This window comes from Thermostichus sp. OS-CIW-30, from assembly GCF_054060215.1.
Genome location: NZ_JBSSCZ010000014.1, coordinates 19087 through 37870, shown reverse-complemented (window position 1 = coordinate 37870; position 18784 = coordinate 19087). Strand labels below are relative to the sequence as shown.

At 60.4% G+C, this 18784-nt stretch carries 11 protein-coding genes; 6 read left to right on the top strand and 5 right to left on the bottom strand.

Going from position 1 to position 18784, the window contains the following annotated elements:
* Positions 1–23 precede the first annotated feature (23 nt).
* Entirely contained in the window at positions 24–584 is a 561-nt protein-coding gene (locus ACVWZF_RS07400) for a 2'-5' RNA ligase family protein (RefSeq protein ID WP_414373648.1), read from the top strand.
* Positions 585–618: 34 nt separating this feature from the next.
* Here the strand turns inward: ACVWZF_RS07400 and gap are convergent, their stop codons facing one another.
* Positions 619–1638: a type I glyceraldehyde-3-phosphate dehydrogenase gene (gap, locus tag ACVWZF_RS07395; protein ID WP_457395531.1), complete on the bottom strand. Its 1020-nt coding sequence runs from the start codon at positions 1636–1638 to the stop codon at positions 619–621.
* 156 nt (positions 1639–1794) lie between these two features.
* A complete protein-coding gene (locus ACVWZF_RS07390) occupies positions 1795–2355 on the bottom strand; it encodes a Crp/Fnr family transcriptional regulator (RefSeq protein WP_187147224.1) in 561 nt (186 codons plus the stop codon).
* Between the two features lie 97 nt (positions 2356–2452).
* On the opposite strand from ACVWZF_RS07390, the gene ACVWZF_RS07385 reads away from it, so the two are divergent.
* From ACVWZF_RS07385 to ACVWZF_RS07365, 5 genes are all read left to right on the top strand, one after another.
* On the top strand, positions 2453–5347 hold the full coding sequence (locus ACVWZF_RS07385) for a helicase-related protein (RefSeq protein ID WP_457411199.1): 2895 nt from the start codon (positions 2453–2455) through the stop codon (positions 5345–5347).
* On the top strand, positions 5344–9414 hold the full coding sequence (locus ACVWZF_RS07380) for an Eco57I restriction-modification methylase domain-containing protein (protein ID WP_457411198.1): 4071 nt from the start codon (positions 5344–5346) through the stop codon (positions 9412–9414). The genes ACVWZF_RS07385 and ACVWZF_RS07380 overlap by 4 nt, the downstream gene beginning before the upstream one ends.
* Positions 9415–9457: 43 nt before the next feature.
* Positions 9458–9661 (top strand): type II toxin-antitoxin system VapB family antitoxin, encoded by a 204-nt coding sequence (locus tag ACVWZF_RS07375; RefSeq protein WP_414418939.1) that lies wholly within the window; start codon positions 9458–9460, stop codon positions 9659–9661.
* 2 nt (positions 9662–9663) lie between these two features.
* Complete coding sequence (gene vapC, locus ACVWZF_RS07370; protein WP_457411197.1) at positions 9664–10059, top strand: type II toxin-antitoxin system VapC family toxin; 396 nt, start codon at positions 9664–9666, stop codon at positions 10057–10059.
* A gap of 268 nt (positions 10060–10327) precedes the next feature.
* Complete coding sequence (locus ACVWZF_RS07365; protein ID WP_457411196.1) at positions 10328–15385, top strand: DEAD/DEAH box helicase; 5058 nt, start codon at positions 10328–10330, stop codon at positions 15383–15385.
* Here ACVWZF_RS07365 and ACVWZF_RS07360 read toward each other — a convergent pair.
* The 3 genes from ACVWZF_RS07360 to pds form a co-directional block, all read right to left on the bottom strand.
* Positions 15382–16197 (bottom strand): ABC transporter permease, encoded by an 816-nt coding sequence (locus tag ACVWZF_RS07360; RefSeq protein ID WP_011433299.1) that lies wholly within the window; start codon positions 16195–16197, stop codon positions 15382–15384. The two genes, ACVWZF_RS07365 and ACVWZF_RS07360, sit on opposite strands and share 4 nt — an antisense overlap.
* Before the next feature lie 82 nt (positions 16198–16279).
* Positions 16280–17158 (bottom strand): phytoene synthase, encoded by an 879-nt coding sequence (locus ACVWZF_RS07355; RefSeq protein WP_011433298.1) that lies wholly within the window; start codon positions 17156–17158, stop codon positions 16280–16282.
* A gap of 156 nt (positions 17159–17314) precedes the next feature.
* Positions 17315–18733 (bottom strand): 15-cis-phytoene desaturase, encoded by a 1419-nt coding sequence (pds, locus tag ACVWZF_RS07350; protein ID WP_011433297.1) that lies wholly within the window; start codon positions 18731–18733, stop codon positions 17315–17317.
* Between the last annotated feature and the right edge of the window lie 51 nt (positions 18734–18784).

Here is an 18784-nt window from a genome sequence, read left to right as displayed (position 1 = left end):
CCCTGTTCTCTAGGTTCTTACCGATGCTGGTGGATAACCCCAAGCAGCGACTGTTTCTTGCTCTGCTCCCCCCTCCAGCACTGCAAGAGCAGGTGACAGCCATCAAACAGCAGTTTGCCGAGCAATTTGCCAGCCAAGCGGCCCTGCGCTCGCCTCCCCACATCACTCTGGTGCCGCCGTTCGAGTGGCCCAGTTCCGATCTGCCGGCCTTGACGGGATCCCTAGAGGCCTTTGCCAAGCAGCAAACTCCCGTCGCCATCCAGTTATCCGGCTTTGGGGCCTTCGCGCCGCGTGTCATTTTTATTCACGTCGTGCCCTCCCCAGAACTGCAGCAGCTACAAGCTCAAGCCCATCACCACATGGGGCTCCTTCTCAACCGGAAAGAAACGACCGCTCAAGCCCGTCCGTTTGTGCCCCACATAACCGTGGCCTTCCGAGACCTAACCCCCGCCCACTTTCGCGCCGCCTGGCCAGAGTTCAAGACGCGTTCTTTCCAGAGTGCGTTTGTAGCGTCAGCTTTGACGCTCCTCCTCCACGACGGCAAACGTTGGCAGGTTTTTGCCCAGTTCTCGATGGGGGAATAATGGGGAACAGAAGAGGGTTGCCAACCGAAGCAGCCTACTCCACCCAGTGAGCGGCCATGTATTCCGCCAAGTCCAACACCCGCTGGGAGTAGCCCCACTCGTTGTCGTACCAAGCCATGACCTTGACCAGATCCCCATCCAGCACACTGGTCATCTCCGCATCCACAATGGCCGAGCAGTCGTGGCCGCGGTAGTCGATGGAGACCAAGGGAATATCCGAGTAGGCGATGATCCCTTTCATCGTGGTTTCCGAGGCTTCCTTCAGGGCAGCGTTTACCTCCTCGGCAATCACGCGCCGCTCCGTCTGCACCACCAAGTCCACCAGAGACACATTGGGCGTGGGAACCCGTACCGCCACCCCATTCAGCTTGCCTTTCAGCTCCGGGATCACCAAAGCCACCGCCTTGGCAGCCCCCGTGGTGGTGGGCACCATACTCAACGCTGCTGCCCGCGCCCGCCGCAGGTCACGATGGCCCCCATCCAAAATCCGCTGGTCGCCGGTGTAGCTGTGGGTGGTGGTCATGGTGGCGCGAAGGACGCCGAACTTGTCCAGCAACACCTTGATGATCGGGGCAAGGCAGTTGGTGGTGCAGCTGGCGTTGCTTACAATGTTGTGCCGCAGCGGGTCGTAGGTGTGTTGATTAACACCGTAGACAAACGTGGGAATGTCTCCCCCCTTGGCCGGGGCGGTGATCACCACCTTTTTGGCCCCCGCTTCTATGTGCTTAGAGGCACCCTGGTAGTCGACAAAAACACCTGTAGCTTCAATAACAAGATCCACCTTCCACTCTTTCCAGGGCAGGTTGCTGGGGTTGCGGTCGGAAACGGCATAGATATGCTTGCCGTTCACCACCAAACCGTTTTCTGCAGGCTCAACGTCTGCTCCCTGCAACGGCCCAAGGATGGAATCGTACTTGAGCAGGTGGGCAGCCGTGCGAGCATCTGAGGTGTCGTTGATGGCAACAATGTCCAGGTTGGACTGGGAGCGACCCAGCCAACAGCGCAAAAAGTTGCGACCAATGCGACCAAACCCGTTGATGGCTACCCTAACCACTGCTCCTGACCTCGCTGCTTGAAATCTCTTGGGGGCTGCTGCCTAGCACATGATATCGCAACCCCTGAACATTCTGAAGACAAAATTTGGGATCCAAGGGGTTGTCTTCGTGGACGTTGACCTGCAAACCTATGCGGAGCAGGGATTGAGCCTCTTTCAAGCGGGATAGCGCTGGTGCAGCAGAGCCATAGCCGAGGCTACATTTTCTACCCCTCGCTGCTCCAGAAGATCCGTGAACATACTATCCAGCCAGTAAAGGTGCTCGCTGATGATCTGGCTCCAGGCGCGGTAGAGTTTCACCTGGACTTCCAGAGGCAACAGGATCAGCCCTTCGGTGGAAAGGCGTAGGGTTTGCACCTCGGTCATGCTCACTGCCGTAAAGGAGCGCCGCCGCCCCGTCAGCAGAGAAAGTTCCCCAAACAAGCGCCCGGCGTGCAGCGTGGCCAGCCAATAATCTCCCGGATGTCGCACGTACTGGCGACGCAGCTCCACCACTCCACTGAGGATCATGTACAGGTCACTGCTGGGATCCCCCTCTTGAAAGATCACCTGGCCAGGAGAGAAGCGGCTGGGCAACAGGGCTGCCGTCAGCGCCTTCCACTCGGCATCTTCCAAGGATTGGAAGAGCAAGTGCTCGCGAACACGCTCAAACGGATAACGGGGGCTGCTCATGATGTCGGTGGGCCAGAGGGGTACCTGAGGCCGGCTCCGTTTCATCCTACCGCTGCCGGCAGGGTATTGGGAGATGGGAGAGAGTTGTCCCCAAAGAGTATCTAAGATGCAATGGAAAAGGTAGGTCGCTCCCAGGGATCCCATGCAGCCTGGCTCAATTGTCCGCTGCCGCAACCGCGAGTGGGTGGTGCTCCCCGCTGATTCAGAAGAAATTGTGGTGCTGCGGCCCCTCACCGGCACCCCAGAAGATGCGGTTTGCATTCACCGACACCTGATGAACCTTGTGGGCGGCACCTTGCCCTTCGAGCGAGTGGAGCCTACCGCCTTTCCTTGGCCCTCTGGGGATCATCCTGCCGATGCCACCAGTACCCTTCTCCTCTGGCAGGCGGCCCGGCTGATTTTACGGGAGGGCGCAACTCCCTTTCGCTCTCTGGGGCGCCTCTCGATTCGGCCACGGGTATACCAGTTTGTGCCCTTGCTCATGGCGCTGCGCCTCGATCCGGTGCGGCTATTGATTGCCGACGACGTGGGGGTGGGCAAGACCATCGAGGCGCTGCTGATAGCCAGGGAGCTTTTGGATCGCGGCGAGATCCGACGCCTTTGTGTCCTGTGCCCTCCCTATTTGTGCGAGCAGTGGGCCAGCGAGCTGGCCGAGAAGTTTAACCTGGAGCCAGTGGTCATCCGCTCGGGAACGGTGGGGCAATTGGAGCGAAAAACCCCTGTTGGGCGCAGCCTCTACGAGTACTTTCCTGTCCAGGTGGCCAGCATTGACTTCGTCAAGACCGAGCGCAACCGCCACCCATTTCTGCAATTTTGTCCTGAGCTGGTCATTGCCGACGAAGTCCATGGGGCAGCGGCGGCCCATGGCAAAAACCAGCAGGAGCGCCACAGTCTGCTCAAAGCGGTGGCCCAAAACCCCAACCGCCACCTGATCCTGCTGACGGCAACTCCCCACAGCGGTGTCGAAGAGGCCTTCCGCTCGCTGCTGGGGCTGCTGCGGCCCGAGTTCGAGACATGGGATCTCCAGGATCTCAACGAAGACCAACGCGTCCAGCTAGCCCGTCATTTTGTCCAGCGCACGCGGCGAGATATTCGGGAAACTTGGCAGGAGCTCACCTGTTTTCCAACCCGGGAAGCTGAAGATGAAACCTACACCCTTTCTGAGGGGCAGCGCAAGCTGTTCGAGGACACCTATGGGTTTTGCTCGGAATTGGTGTGCACAGGGCAGCAACTAGAGAAGCGCCAGCAGCGAGTGCGCTACTGGGGAGCGCTGGCCCTTTTGCGCTGCGTAATGTCCAGCCCGGCGGCAGCAGTAGCGGCATTGCACAATCGCAGCGGAGCAACCCTGGAGGCAGAAGAAGAGGTTGAGGCAGAACTGAGCCGCTGGGTGTTCGAGTCGGCAGAAGAGCGTACCGACGATGAGCTGCCAACGCCAGCTCTTGAAGCCGCAGACCCAACCCTGCCGGATAGCGACCGCCGCCGGTTGCAGGCCCTGGCCCGTCTGGCCAAACAGCTCCAGGGCCCAGAGCACGACACCAAACTGGCGCGGGCCATCGAGCTGGTGAAAAAGTTGCTTCAGGAAGGTTTTCATCCCATCCTCTGGTGCCGCTACGTTGCCACTGCGGAGTATCTGGACAGTTACCTTCGGCAACAGCTGGGATCCCCAGCCCAAGTAGCCTGTGTAACGGGCAGGATGGGAGACGAGGAGCGGGAGGCCAAGATCGCGAACCTGGAAGTTGACCGACCACGGGTGCTGGTGGCCACCGACTGCCTCTCGGAAGGGATCAACCTGCAGGAAAAGTTTACAGCCGTCATCCACTACGACCTGCCCTGGAACCCCAATCGGCTGGAGCAGCGGGAGGGCCGGGTGGATCGCTACGGCCAAAAGGCCAGCCGGGTCAAGGTCATCCGCTTTTTTGGCCGCGACAACCCCGTAGATGGCGTGGTACTGGAGGTGTTGCTCAACAAAGCGCGGGAGATCCACCGCACCCTGGGCACCCACGTGCCTGTGCCGGAGGCTAGCGAAAGCGTTACCCAGGCTGTGCTCGAAGCCCTCTTCCTGCGCAAGGGACACTGGTCCGCCGAGCGCCAGCTAACCCTCGATCTTGGCGTGCCGGAAGTGGATGAGTTTCACCGGCGCTGGGATCGCTCTGTCGAACAGGAGCGGCGCAACCGCACCCGTTTTGCCCAGCGGGCCCTCAAGCCTGAGGCAGTGCAGCGGGAGCTGGAGGCCACCGATGCCGTGCTAGGGGATCCCGAAGCTGTGCGCGAATTCTTCCTGGCTGCCGCCCAGCGCCTCAACCTAGCCATAACCCCAGGGAAGCGGTCGGGGGTCTACCAGGTTAGCGTCGGCTCCGAAGCCACTGCCACCTTGCCGGAAGCCATTCGCCTGGCCCTGCCCTCTCCCAAAGGCGGGCGTTGGCTAATCAGCTTCGACTCGCCCACGCCCGAAGGTGCCGAATACATTGGCCGCAACCACCGCGTCGTGGTTGCCCTGGCCCAGTTTTTGCTGGAGGAAGCCCTCGACAACCCAGAGAAAGGGGATGCTGTCGTCTCCCGCTGCGGCGCTCTACGCACCCGAGCGGTAGTTGATCTTACAACTCTACTGCTGCTGCGGGTGCGCTACCTGGTGGAGCAACCCCAGGGGCAGCCTCTCTTGGCGGAAGAGGTGCTGGTGCTAGGCGGTGTTGGCCTGGAGAGCGGCGAGGCCCGCTGGCTGGAGACGGGCGCAGCTCTCCAACTGCTGGCCACGGCCAAGCCGGATGAGAACCTACCGCTAGCGGAAAAGCGGGAGCTGGTTCAGCATCTCCTGGCCTGTCTCGGCCCGTGGCAGGAGACAGAGGAAAACTGGGGAAGGGATCACCGGCTGCAGCAGGCGGCGCGGGAGCGGATTTTGCAGCGTGCTGCTGAGCTGGAGGCTGCCCATAGGCGCATCCGCCAAGCCGTGTCCCTACAGGGGCGGGGGCTGAAGGTGAAGCCGCAGCTTCCCCCCGATCTTTTAGGACTCCTTGTTCTCCAACCGGTGGTTTGCCGATGAGCGAGTTTTCTGGGGTACGCATCGAAGGAGGCCTGTTGGGGCCCGATATTCTCGAAAAGCTGCTGGCAGGGGATCTGCCAGGACAGAAGCCAGAAGACTTCGGCTTTAACAGCAAGCGCGGCCCAGTCGAAGAGATTGCCGCGGTCTTTGCCGATTGTCGAAAGTACTGGGAGGCCTTCCAGAGCCGCCTGCAGCGCCTGCCCGAAAGCGATCTCGCCACCAGCATCACCCGCGATGCCTGGGCGATCCCCTTCTTCAGTTTGCTGGGGATCGAGGTGCGCTATCAACCGCGCGCCTGCGAGGTGGACGGAATGAACTTCCCCATCTCGCATCGCATGGGCGAGGCGGAAGACGCGCCACCGGTGCACATCGTCGGCGCGCGCCAGGAGCTGGGCCGCGTGCCGGCTTCTGGCCGGCCTCGCCTGGCACCCCACTCGCTGCTGCAGGAGTATCTCAACCGCAGCGAGCACCTCTGGGGCATTGTTACCAACGGATTGACCCTGCGCCTCCTGCGGGACTCCACCTATGTGCGTCGGCAGGCCTATGTGGAGTTTGACCTGAAGCAGATCCTAGAGGAGCAGCGGTTTAACGACTTTGCCATCCTCTTTCGGCTGCTGCACCGCAGCCGCTTGCCCCAAACGGCAGAGCTAGCAGGGGATTGTCTGCTGGAAAAGTACTACCAACAGGCCCTGGAGCAGGGTGGCCGGGTACGGGAACGGCTGCGGGAGGGGGTTGAGGAGTGCATCAGGTTGCTGGCAAATGGGTTCCTGGCCCATCCCAAGAACCAGAGGCTGAGAGCGCGGCTCTTGTCGGATCCCAGGGAGCTCTACCGCCAACTGCTGCGCTTGGTCTACCGGTTCCTGTTCCTCTTGGTTTCCGAAGAGCGGGGGTTGATGAGCAGCGCGGCGCTCTATCGCGAGCACTACAGCGTGACGCGGCTGCGGCGGTTTTTGGATCGGCAAAGTGCCCAAGACGAACACGAGGATCTCTGGTGCAGCTTGCGGGTGCTCTGGAGGGTGCTTTCCCAAGAGGAGCTGGCGGAGCTGCTGGGGGCTGCTCCTCTCAACGGAGAGCTGTTTGCCCCTCTGGAGCTGGATGAGTGCAGCCTGAGCAACCGGGATCTGCTGCAAGCCTTTTCGCACCTAGCCTACTACCGAGAAAACCCCACCTCTCCCCTTCGGCGGGTCAACTACGCGGCGCTGGATGTAGAAGAACTGGGATCCGTCTACGAAAGCTTGCTCGACTACCAGCCTCAGATTGTAACTGGGCAAGGGGCGCCTCGCTTTGAGTTGAGCTACGGCTCAGAGCGCAAGAGCACAGGCTCCTACTACACCCCGCCGGAGCTAGTGGCCGAACTCATCCGCTCGGCGCTGGAGCCAGTGATCGAAGAACGGCTGAAAGCCGCTCGCCCACCTGAGGAAAAAGAGCAAGCGATTTTGTCCATCCGTGTGTGTGATCCCGCCTGCGGATCCGGTCACTTCCTGCTTGCTGCCGCCCGCAGGTTGGGCAAGGAACTGGCAAAGATCCGCACCGGCGAAGAGGAACCCGCCCCCGAGCGTGTCCGCGAGGCCATCCGCGATGTGGTGGCGCACTGCATCTACGGCGTGGACAAAAACCCGCTGGCGGTGGAACTCTGCCGCGTGGCCCTGTGGCTGGAGGCCCACTGCGCCGGCAAGCCCCTCACCTTCCTGGATCACCACATCAAGTGCGGCGATTCGCTGGTGGGTGTCTTGGATTTGGCGATTTTGGAAAAGGGCATCCCCGATGAAGCCTTTACCCCGGTTAGCGCTGACTCCAAGGAGGCTGCCCGCTCGCTAAAGCAGCGCAATCGCACCGAGTGCCAGAGTTTGCAAACAGGGCAGCTTTCCCTTGCTTTTGACACTGACCAGGTGGTAGCTGAGCTTAGCCAGGAGCGACAGAAGCTAGAAGCCATTCCAGACAACTCCCCGGCAGAGGTTAGCCGCAAGCAGCAGCTCTACAGCCGCTACTGCCAAGACCCGCAACACCAAAAGCTAGTGGAAGCCTGCAACCTGTGGACAGCCGCTTTTTTCCAGCCCTTGATCCCTGACTTCTCTAGGGCCATTACCACCCAAGCCGTGGCTGATCGACTGCAGGAGAGAACCCCCTCCCAGGCCCTTGCCACTGCTCAGGCCCTCGCCGTCGAGAACCGGTTTTTCCACTGGCCGCTGGAGTTCCCGGAGGTGTTTGAAAGTGGCGGCTTTGATGTGATCCTCGGCAACCCGCCCTGGGAGCGCATCAAATTGCAGGAAGAAGAGTTCTTTGCCAGCCGCAATACCGCCATTGCTCGGGCTCCGAATGCCGCCGCCCGCAAACGGCTGATCGCCGACCTACCCAAGACCAACCCCGCCCTCTGGCACGACTACCAGCGTGCCCTGCACGGCGCCGAAAGCACCAGCCGCTTTTTACGGGGCAGTGGTCAATATCCCCTCACCGGGCGCGGCGACATCAACACCTACTCGGTCTTTGCCGAACGGGTGCGTAGCCTGCTCAATATCCGGGGGCGGGCGGGCATCATCGTCCCCACCGGCATTGCCACCGACGCGACCAACCAGTTCTTCTTCGCCGATCTGGTGGAACAGGGACAACTGGCCAGTCTGTTCGATTTTGAAAACCGTGAAGCGCTCTTTCCCGGCGTACATCGCAGTTACAAATTCTGCCTGCTCACCCTCACTGGCAGCCGTACCCAGACCGACGCCACTACCTTCACCTTCTTCGCCACCCATGCCGATCACCTGCGCGACCCGCGTCGCGTTTTCACCCTCACAGCGGACGACATTGCCCGCATCAACCCCAACACCCGCACCCTGCCGGTCTTCCGTACCCGGCAAGATGCCGACCTGACCCGCGCCATCTATCAGCGCGTGCCGGTACTGGTGAACGAACGCACGGGTGAAAACCCTTGGGACGTGCGCTTCATGGCGATGTTCCACATGTCCAACGACTCGCACCTCTTCCGCACACGGGCAGAATTGGAGCAGCAGGGGTATCGGTTGGTGGGGAATCGATTGATAAAGGATGGAAGTATCTACCTGCCGATGTATGAAGGAAGGCTGGGGTTTCAATTCAATCATCGGTATGCCACACAACCTTCGGGTAATCTACAAGTCGTATCCCTGTCTCAACTCCAGGAGGCTTGCTTTCTGGTAGAACCCCAATTCTTTGTAGATCAAAATGACTTCAAGACACGGATGGGTCGCTTACGTCTCTCTTGTGTAACAGGATTGCTGGGATACAGGCGTATTTCAAACAATACCAATGAGCGCACTGTCGTTGCGAGTATTATTCCCTGGGGTCCGGCATCGTATGGTTGGATTCTCTCACTGGGTCCCGATGCCGCAGGTCTCTCTCTTCTGTGTGCTACCTATAATTCTCTGGTTTTTGATTACCTTTTGAGGCAGTCCCTCAGTCAACCCAGTATTCCGCAATCTACCTTTGAGCAGGTCGCCGCACTTCCCCCCACCGCCTACACCTCCGCCGATCTCGCCTTCATTGTGCCGCGCGCACTGGAACTGACCTATACTGCCTCGGATCTCAAGCCCTTCGCCGACGATGTGTGGAACGAAGCTGATGACGGGCTGCGGGCAGCCATCCATGCTGCGTGGGATGCAAACCGTATTGCTGTCGGCAGGCATGAATGGCGCCTGCCATCCTGGATCAGCGCTTACCCGGAGATCGAAACCAACCCGCAGAAGGGCATCCCCTTCCCGCCGTTCACCTGGAACGAGGAACGCCGCGCCGTGCTCCGCGCCGAACTCGATGCCTACTATGCCCGGCTCTACGGCCTCACCCGCAAGCAACTGCGCTACATCCTCGACCCGGCAGACCTCACCGAACGCGAACTGGAAGACATACTCGACCCGCGGGAAGAGGTGGCAGACCCGCTCGACCCGGCTGGCTACGCTACCCGCGCTGCTGCTAGCACCTTCCCCGGCGAAACCTTTCGCGTGCTGAAGGAGAAGGAGATACGTCAATACGGCGAATACCGCACCCGGCGGCTGGTACTGGAGGCGTGGGAGAAGCTGGCGCAGCACTCAATAAAAGCTTAGAATACACATAGATCTGCATTTCTATACACACAAGTGGCTCCTCATGCGCACCAACATCGTCCTGGATGACGACCTGATCGAGCGTGCCCGCCAGGTAACCGGCCTCAAGACCAAGCGCGAGGTGATTCACGAAGCGCTGCGTGTCCTGATTCGCCTACACGAGCAAGCTGAGATCCGCAACTTACGCGGCAAGTTGAAATGGGAGGGCAATTTGCATCAGCAACGCCTGTCGTGCCTGCAGGACTGAGGATGATCCTGGTGGACAGCACCATCTGGATTGATTACTTCAACGGCATTTCATCGCTTCACACCGACTATCTGGATTGGGCCCTGGATCAAACTCTTATCCTGGTGGGCGACCTGATTTTGGCAGAAGTCTTGCAGGGCTTTCGCAAAGATGCCGATTTCGAGCAGGCTTGCTGTGCTCTGGTGAAATTGCATCAGGTGCAAATGGTTAACCCCTCCCTGGCGGTGAAAAGTGCGCAGAACTTTCGCTTGTTGCGTCGCAAAGGCGTGACGGTGCGCAAAACAATAGACAGTTTGATTGCCACTTGGTGCATTGAGAACAATGTTCCGCTCCTCCACCACGACAGTGACTTCGATGGCTACGAGGCGCATCTAGGATTGCGGGTTATTCGTCCATGAGGCAGAGGTGGCCTTCTGCAGACCAGTTTTCTCTTGACATACCCCCTGCCTAAAGGCAAGGGATTCTGGTTCCTGCATTCGGAGAACGCTGCAGCCGTCGGCGGGTACTGGAGGTGTGGGGGAAGCTGGCGCATTGCCGATCCCACTTCGGAGATATCTTTTTGCCGTTCAGCGGGCCGTAGATCTTGGTGGGTGCGGTTTCAAACACCACTTGCGGCATCTTCAAGCTAGGCTTGAGCTAACCAAGCGGGCCTTAAGGGCAGATTCGATGTCCACCATCTTTGATCTCCACGCCACTGTTCTGGACGACTATCGCGATTTTGTCCGCTCCTTTTTTCTCATTGGCGACCAACGGGCGCAAGCCTTTGTGAATCAAGCTCTAGAGGAAGGGATCCACCTCTGGCCAGAGCCGCTTGTGCAGCTTAGCCCTGCCTACGTAGCCGGCCCAACCGTTGATGAGTTGGCTGAAACGGGGCGGATTACTGAAGAAACAGCCCGCATCTTCCGCTCTGAGGACGGCAGACCCTTTCGTCTCTACCGCCACCAAGAGGAGGCCATCGCCAAAGCCTTGGCCGAGGAAAGCTTTGTGGTAACCAGCGGCACCGGCTCTGGCAAAAGCCTTTGCTACTTCTTGCCCATCATTGACAACTGGATTCGCCAGGGGGGATCCCGTCATCAGGTGGTGGCCATTGTGGTCTACCCCATGAATGCCTTGGTGAACTCTCAATACCAGTCTTTGCAAGCCCTGTGCGAGCGGTACGAGCGCAACTACCATCGCCCTTTTCCGCTGCGCTTTGCCAGATACACCGGGGAAACTTCGGAAAACGAACGAGACCAGCTACGGCGGGATCCACCTCAAATTCTGCTCACCAACTATGTGATGGCAGAACTCCTCCTGGTTCGTCCTGAAGATCAGCGGTTTTTGAATCCCGAGATGGGAGGGCTGCGCTTTCTGGTCTTTGACGAGCTGCACACCTACCGGGGTCGGCAAGGGGCGGATGTGGCCATGCTGGTTCGCCGCCTAAAAGGACGCTGTGGGGCCAAGAACTTGGTGCATATTGGCACCAGCGCCACCATGATCTCCCGACCAGAAGCCGACGCCCAGGAGCGCCGCCAGACTGTAGCCGCCTTTGCCAGCCGTTTTTTCGGCCATTGCTTTGAGCTGGAGGATGTTATTGAAGAAACCCTGGCTCCCTTCAGCGAAGGCGGCCCCCCCACCCCAGCAGAGCTAAAGAACGCCCTCGATCCGCCCTGGCCAACAGACCTGGCCACCCTGCGCCGCCATCCCCTGATGCGCTGGCTAGAGTATGAGCTGGGCCTGGAGCAAAGTCCCGATGGCAGCTTCAGGCGCCGCGTGCCCAGGAAGCTTTCCAAGGTAGCCGCCCAACTGGCAGAGCTGACCAGCACTACCCCTGAGAGCTGCACCGAGTCCCTACGCCAGTTTCTGGCCCACGCCAGCAGCCTGCGGGAGGGCTCTAGCCGCGGCCCGGCCTTGAAGTTGCACCAGTTTATCTCCCAGGGCCGCACCCTCTATGCCACCCTGGAAAGTCGGGACAAGCGGCAGTTTTCCCTGGAAGGACAAGTGCAAGCAGGGGAAGGAAAGCTGTTTTTCCCCGTCAAGTTCTGCCGCCACTGTGGCCAGGACTACTACCACGTCCTCAGGTCAAAGACTCACTTCCTGCCCTATCCTCTGGGGGAAGAGGTTGAGGAAGGCGAAGACCAGCAGGCCGGCTACCTCAGCTTGGATCCCATTGACAACGAGTGGTCGCCAGAGCAGATCCCGGAAGATTGGTACACCCCTGAAAACCGGCTCAAACCCCACTGGAAAAAGCGCGTCCCCCAAGCAGTTTGGGTACGCCCGGACGGCTCCTTTTCCGAGGTGCCTCAGGCAGAGGCCCAGAAGCTGTGGTGGCAGCCCCAGCCCTTTTCTCTTTGCCTAGCTTGCGGCGAGTACTACAGTGGGCGGGAGCGGGAGTTCGCCAAGCTGGCTTCCCTCTCCAGCGAAGGCCGCTCCAGCGCCACCACCATTCTGGCCACTTCTCTGCTGCGCCATGCCGCTCAGACGGGTGCAGCCCGCGGCAAGCTGCTCACCTTTACCGACAACCGCCAGGACGCCTCCCTGCAGGCCGGCCACTTCAACGATTTTGTGCATGTGGCCCTTCTGCGGGCCTCGCTCTATGCTGCCCTGCAGGAGAAAAAAGAGCTGGACTTCTCAGAGGTAGCCCCGGCAGTGGTGCAGGCCTCAGGCTTGAGCCTTGCCGACATTACCCAAAACCCCGATTTGGATCCCGACTCGCCCAGTGCCGAGGAAGTGTGGCAGACCTTTAGCGAGCTAACCGAATACCGGCTCTATGAAGATCTGCGGCGCGGCTGGCGGGTTACCCACCCCAACCTGGAACAGGTGGGCTTGTTGAAAATCGAATACCGCAGCCTCAGGGAGCTTTGCCAAGGCTCGGCCCTGGCCCCTCTCCACCCCTGGTTTGTCCAGGCCGAGGTTGAGGAGCGGGAACGCCTGCTGCGGGCTGTTTTGGATCAGTTTCGGCGCAAATTGGCCATCGATGTGCGCCTGCTCAAAGCCGAGTCCCAGAGAACGCTGCGCCGACGGGCCGAGCAACACCTCAACGAGTTTTGGGGCCTAGAAGAGTACGACGAGCTGCGGACGGCCACCTGCTTTGTCCGCCAAAGCTGCGACGGAAAGGACATAACAACTTTCAGCCTGGGCCCCCGCAGCGCCCTCGGACGCTTTCTTGCCAAGCGCCTTGGGCTAACCCGGGAAACCTACGACGAGCTTCTGGGATCCCTGCTTTCTCTCCTAGTTAGCTACGACCTGCTGCGGCGCCACTCGGAGAATGGCCAGGAAGCCTACCAGCTCAACGCTGGCTGTCTGCGCTGGTGCCTGGGCGATGGCTCGCCGCCGCCAGATCCTCTGTATTCCCGCCGGGCCGAGCAGAGCGGCTACTCCTCTGCCCGCCGCCCCGTTAATCTCTTTTTCCAGCGCCTCTACCAGGCCGGGGCAGCAGGGCTGGGATCCCTGGAGGCCAGAGAGCACACGGCTCAGGTGGTTCGGCCAGGAGAGCGGGAGCAGCGAGAAAGGCGCTTTCGCGGGGAGGATCAAGCTCGACGCCTTCCCTATTTGGTGTGCTCGCCCACCCTGGAGCTGGGGGTCGATATTGCCGATTTGGATCTGGTGCATCTGCGCAACGTGCCCCCCACACCCGCCAACTACGCCCAGCGCAGCGGTCGGGCAGGCCGCCAGGGGCAGCCGGGACTCATCATCACCTATTGCGGGGCTTTCAATAGCCACGACCAGTACTACTTCCGCCGCCGCCCCGAGATGGTGGCCGGTCGCGTGCGCCCTCCCCGCCTGGATCTAGCCAACGAATCGCTGCTGCGCGCTCACATCCACGCCGTTTGGTTGGCTCAGGTGCGCCTGCCCCTAGGCAATTCCATTGAAACCGTCATCGACGCGGATCGGGAAGAGCTGCCCCTCAGGGAGACAGTGGCCCAGCAAATCCAACTTGAGGAGTCTGCCCGCCAACAAGTGAAGGAGCAGGTGCAGAAGCTGCTGGCCGCCGATCGCCAACTCCTAGATAAAAGCGGCTGGTTTAGCGAGCGCTGGCTTCAGCAGGTCATTGAAGAGGCACCCCAGGCTTTTGACCGAGCTTTCGATCGCTGGCGAGAGCTCTATCGGGCTGCCACGCAGCAGTTGGAAGCCGCTAACCGCCAGCTCCAGACGACTCGCCAAAAGAAAGACCAACAGGAAGCCGAGCGCCGCCAGCAAGAAGCCCTGCGCCAGCGCAACTTGCTGCTGCAGATTGGAACCCAGCGGGAGGAAAGCGACTTCTATCCCTACCGCTATTTGGCTAGCGAAGGCTTCTTGCCCGGCTACAACTTCCCTGCCTTGCCGGTGCGGGCCTGGGTGCCCCGCGGCAGCGAGGGCGAGTTCATCGCCCGGCCTCGCTTTTTGGCTATCCGCGAGTTTGCTCCCCACAACTTCCTCTACCATGAGGGCTGCCAGTGGGAAGCAGTGGCGTTTCAGGCTCCGCCCGGCGGCCTGGAGGAGCGCAAAAGTAGCCACAAGCTCTGTTTTAGCTGTGGGGCCTTTGCCGATCCCCACCTGGATTGCTGCCCCGTCTGCGGCACCCAGTTCGATGGGCAAAACAGCCTCTTTACCCAGCTTCTGGAAATGCCCAATGTGCGCATGCGGCGGCGGAATCGCATCACAGCTGACGAAGAGGAGCGGCGGCGGCAAGGCTACGAGCTGCAGACCTTCTTCCAGTTTGCTCCCGAAAGCTCTGGCTACCGCGTCCAAGAAGCTGATGTGCTGAGCGGACAAACTCCCCTGCTGCAGTTGCGCTATGCCCCGGCGGCCACCCTGCTACGCATCAACCACGGCTGGCGGGGAAGTGGAGGGCGCGGCTTTTTGGTCAACTTTGAAAATGGGGAAGTTCCCTCGCGAGATCAGCTTGAGCGGAACAGGGCAGGCTCGTCCAACCCAGTCCCCCTGCAGTCCATTCGCCTGGCGGTGCGCAGTACCCAAAACCTGTTGCTGGTGCGCCTAGTTCAGCCAGGGGTGGAGAATCCGCAGGCCCTGGAGACCACCCTGCGCTATGCCCTCAAGCGAGGGATCGAAGAGACCTTTGAGCTAGAAGAGACAGAGCTGGCCGCCGAGTGCATCGGCCAGGGATCCCATCAGGCCATGCTCTTCTACGAAACAGCAGAAGGGGGCGCTGGCGTCCTGCGGCGCCTGGTGGAAGAGCCCCAGGCTCTAGCGGAAGTGGCCCAAGTGGCGCTGGAGATCTGTCACTTCCAGCTTTCAGAGGCCGGGATCCAAGACCTGCGGCCCGAATGCCGAGCAGCCTGCTACGAATGCCTGCTCAGCTATGCCAACCAACGGGAAGCGCTGCAGCTTGACCGCTATCAGATCCGGGATCTTTTGGGCCTGCTGGTCAACAGCCGCACCGAGCTGCGCTCCCTGGGTCGCTCCCGCCAAGAGCACCTGGAGTGGCTGCGCCAGCTCCTGGACCCTCGCTCTGAACTGGAGCGCCGCTTTCTCGAAACGCTGGCAGCAGGAGGGTATCGGCTGCCTGAGGATGCCCAGAAAGCCATTGCCGATCCCGACTGCGTCGTTGACTTCTTCTACAGCCCCAACATCTGCATCTTCTGCGATGGCCCAGTCCACGACCAGCCTGCCCAAGCGGAACGGGATCGCCAACTGCGCTCGCAGCTGCAGGGACGGGGCTACCGCGTGCTTGTTCTGCGCTACAACCAAGATTTGCAAGAGCAGCTGGCTCGCTACCCAGAAGTATTTGGCAAGGGCAGCTAGTCCTGCTGGTGGGAAAACAGATAAGCTCCCACAAAAGCCAGGATTACCGCCAAGCCGCCCAAAACTCCCACCGTGTACCAGGGAAACTCCGCAAGCGGCTGGTAGGCGGCTGCCCGCATGCCAATGCTGGCGTAGGAAAGGGGCAGGCAATAGACCAGCACCTGCAGGTAGGTCGGCAACTGGGCGGGATCGAAAAAGGTGGCCCCCAGAAAAGACATGGGCGTAATCAAAAAGTTGGTTAGCACGCCCACACTCTCCAGGCTGGGCACCTTCAAGCCAGCAATTACCCCAATGCCGGCAAAGACGGCGCAATCCAAAAGTAGAACCAACAGCGACAAGGGGTGAAGCAGGCCCCAGGCCCCCGTACCCAGCACCCCCACCGCCAACACCCCCAAGGCCGTCAGCAGGCCGCGGGCAATGCCCGCCAGCACCTTGCCCAGATGCAAAGACAAGGGGTGCACCGGCAACAGCAGCAGCTCTTCAAAGCTCTTGGTAAATAGCCGCGATCCACAAATGGAGAAGGTGGTGCCGGCAAAGCTGATGGTCATGGCTGAAAGAGCCACCATCCCCGGCAAAATAAAGCGCAAATAAGAACCTGCCGCCGTGGATCCGGCCACCTCGGCCAAAGCTTCGGCCCGCAGGGATCCCCCTAGGCCCACCCCAAAGGCAACAATGTAGATGAGGGGAGCCACCAGCCCCGAGGCCACCACCTGCCAAACTCGCCCCCGCAGATCCAGCCAGTCGCGCCAGAAGATGGTTAAACTGTCTTCCCAGATTCGCTGATAGGGTAGGGTCAGGGCACGGTTCACCATACGTTTTCCTCGCCGTTCACGGGTTTTGGGCTTGCCGTCTTGTGTCCGATTTTCTGCCACCACTCCGGTTGGGCACCGTTGGCTAATAGCCGTAGTAGTTGGAACGCCACCAAGCCACCGGCAGCGCCAATGCCTTGCTGAGAGTGGACACGTAAGCGCGGGTGCGAAAAACCTGGTAGTGGTTGCGCTCGATGGCGTTGAGAATCTGCCGGTAGAGCATCAAGGAAGCGGCTACCGGCCAGCGGGAGTCCGGCTGCAGGGTAGGGATCCCCCGTTCCGCTTGGGCATAGAGCTCTCTAGCCCGCCGGATCTCATAGTCCATCAAAGCCATCCAGCGCTCGTCAATAACATAGTTAAACAGGTCCCGCTCGGAGTAGTTGAAGCGGCGCAGATCTTCCAGGGGGATGTAGATCCGCCCGCGGCGGGCGTCCTCTCCCACATCCCGCAAGATGTTGGTTAGTTGCATGGCGATCCCCAGCGCCACCGCCTCCTCGCGGCCATCCCGGCCCGGCACAAATCCCATGATCTCCGAGCACATCAGCCCCACCACCCCAGCCACGCGGTAGCAGTAGACCCGCAGATCCTCCCAGGTGGCGTAGCGCCGCGTATCCAAGTCCATGCTCTGCCCCCGCAGCATCTCGCGAAACGGCTCGATGGAAAGGCGGTAGGTGCGGATGGTGTGGATCAAAGCGAGGTCCGTGGGGACTTGCGGCTCGCCTCCCTGGAAGAGCGACTCCAGATGGGATCCCCACTGCTCCAGCTTGCTGCGGGTGACCTCCACCTCTGCCTGGCTGGCTTCCAGTCCATCCAGCAACTCATCGGTTTGCCGCAGCCAAGCGTAGATGGCCCAGATGGCCCGCCGTTTGGACTGGGGCAAGAGCAGGGATCCCAGGTAGAAAGTCTTAGCGTGCTTGGCCGTAATCTGGCGACAGAGGGCAAAAGATTGCTCAAGCGGACTCATCTGGCTATCTCCAGGAGCACAGGGCCAGGATAGAGAAGGAAGAGGAACGGCGAGGGCACATATCAACACTACGGGAAAGCGGACGCCGCGGATAGCCTAGAAGAGGTTGTGGGGAAAAGAAAGATTCAAAAGGCATAGGAGGCGGACGGCGGAGAGCTAGACCCCCGCAGCTGCCAGAGTTGAGGCCGAGACAGAAGCGCGTTGAAATGGGATCCCCTTGTTGATGGCCTCCGCCGCCCACTTGCCGGAGAGGATGGCCCCCTCCATGCTGCCCAGGAAGGGCTGTAGGGTGTAGCTGCCCGCCAAGAAGAAGTTGGGAATAGGGGTAACTTGAGTGGGGCGATACTGCTGTCTGCCAGGGGTAGCCTTGTAGACCGAGCGCGGCGTTTTCACCACCACCCACTTGCGCACGCGGGCGGGGTTGGGGCCGGTAAGGTGCTGGGGAAAGAGTTTTTTCAGTTCCTCCAGCGTGGCGGCAAAGATCTCCTCATCGCCGCGATCAATCCACTCGGCAGCCGGAGCCAGCACCAGCTCCAACATGGACCGCTCCGGATCGGCATAGGCCCGGCAGGTGTTGCTCATGTCGGCATACACGCTCAATAGCGGCGAGCGGGAAAACAAGGAGTGATCGATGTGAGTAATCTTGCGGTCAAACCAGATCTGCAGGCTAATTACTGGCACCCCCTCCAGTTCACGCAGCTTTTGGAAAAAGGGGATCCCCCACCACTGCGCCGGCAGCAGCTCCTTGAGCGCGTCCACCGAAAGGGCCGAGACATAGGCATCGGCAGTCACCTCCACCGGCCCAGAGGGGGTGGCTAAGCAAAACCCGGCCACGCTGTTATCGAGGTTGAGACGAATGTCCTGCAACGCCGCCTTCAAATGCACTTCCCCCCCACGGGCGACAATGTAGTCCACCATCGGCTGGCAGAGCCGCTCTGGGGGAGCGCCGTCTAGGTAGGCAATCCTAGAGCCATCTTTTTGCTGCAAAAAGCGGTTCAAGGCCGTCAGGGGCACCATGGCCGAGATCTCCTCCGGGTTGATGAAGGCCAGGGCCTTGGAGACGGCAATGAAAATATCGGTGTTGACCCGCTCGTCAATACCCTGCCGCCGCAGCCATTCCAAGAGGCTATAGCGATCCATCTGCTCCACATAGCGCTGGCCGCGAATCATGGCCGGCACCAGCCCCAGGGCAAACTTCACCTTTTCCCCCCAGGTGAGCATGTCGTTGTTGCGCAAGATGCCGACAATGGCGTTGAAAGGAGCGGGAATATCCGGCAGGTCAAAGCGGGAATAGGTGCCCGGCTTGTCCGGCTGGTTGAAAATCAAGCTGTGTTCCTTCCACTGCAGGCGATCGGAGATGCCCAGCTCCCGGAACAGCTGCAACGTGTTGGGGTAGGCGCCAAAAAAGTTGTGCAGCCCCGTCTCGATCCAGTCGCCGTCGGCATCTTTCCAGGCAGCCACCAGGCCACCCAAAACATCCCGCCGCTCAAAGAGGAGCGGTTGATGCCCGGCATCGCAGAGATACTTGGCACAGGCCAGCCCGGCCAGCCCGCCACCAGCAATGGCAACACGCATGAGGGTAACGACAAAGCAACATTTTTATTCTATTTGCAAACCGTTACAATT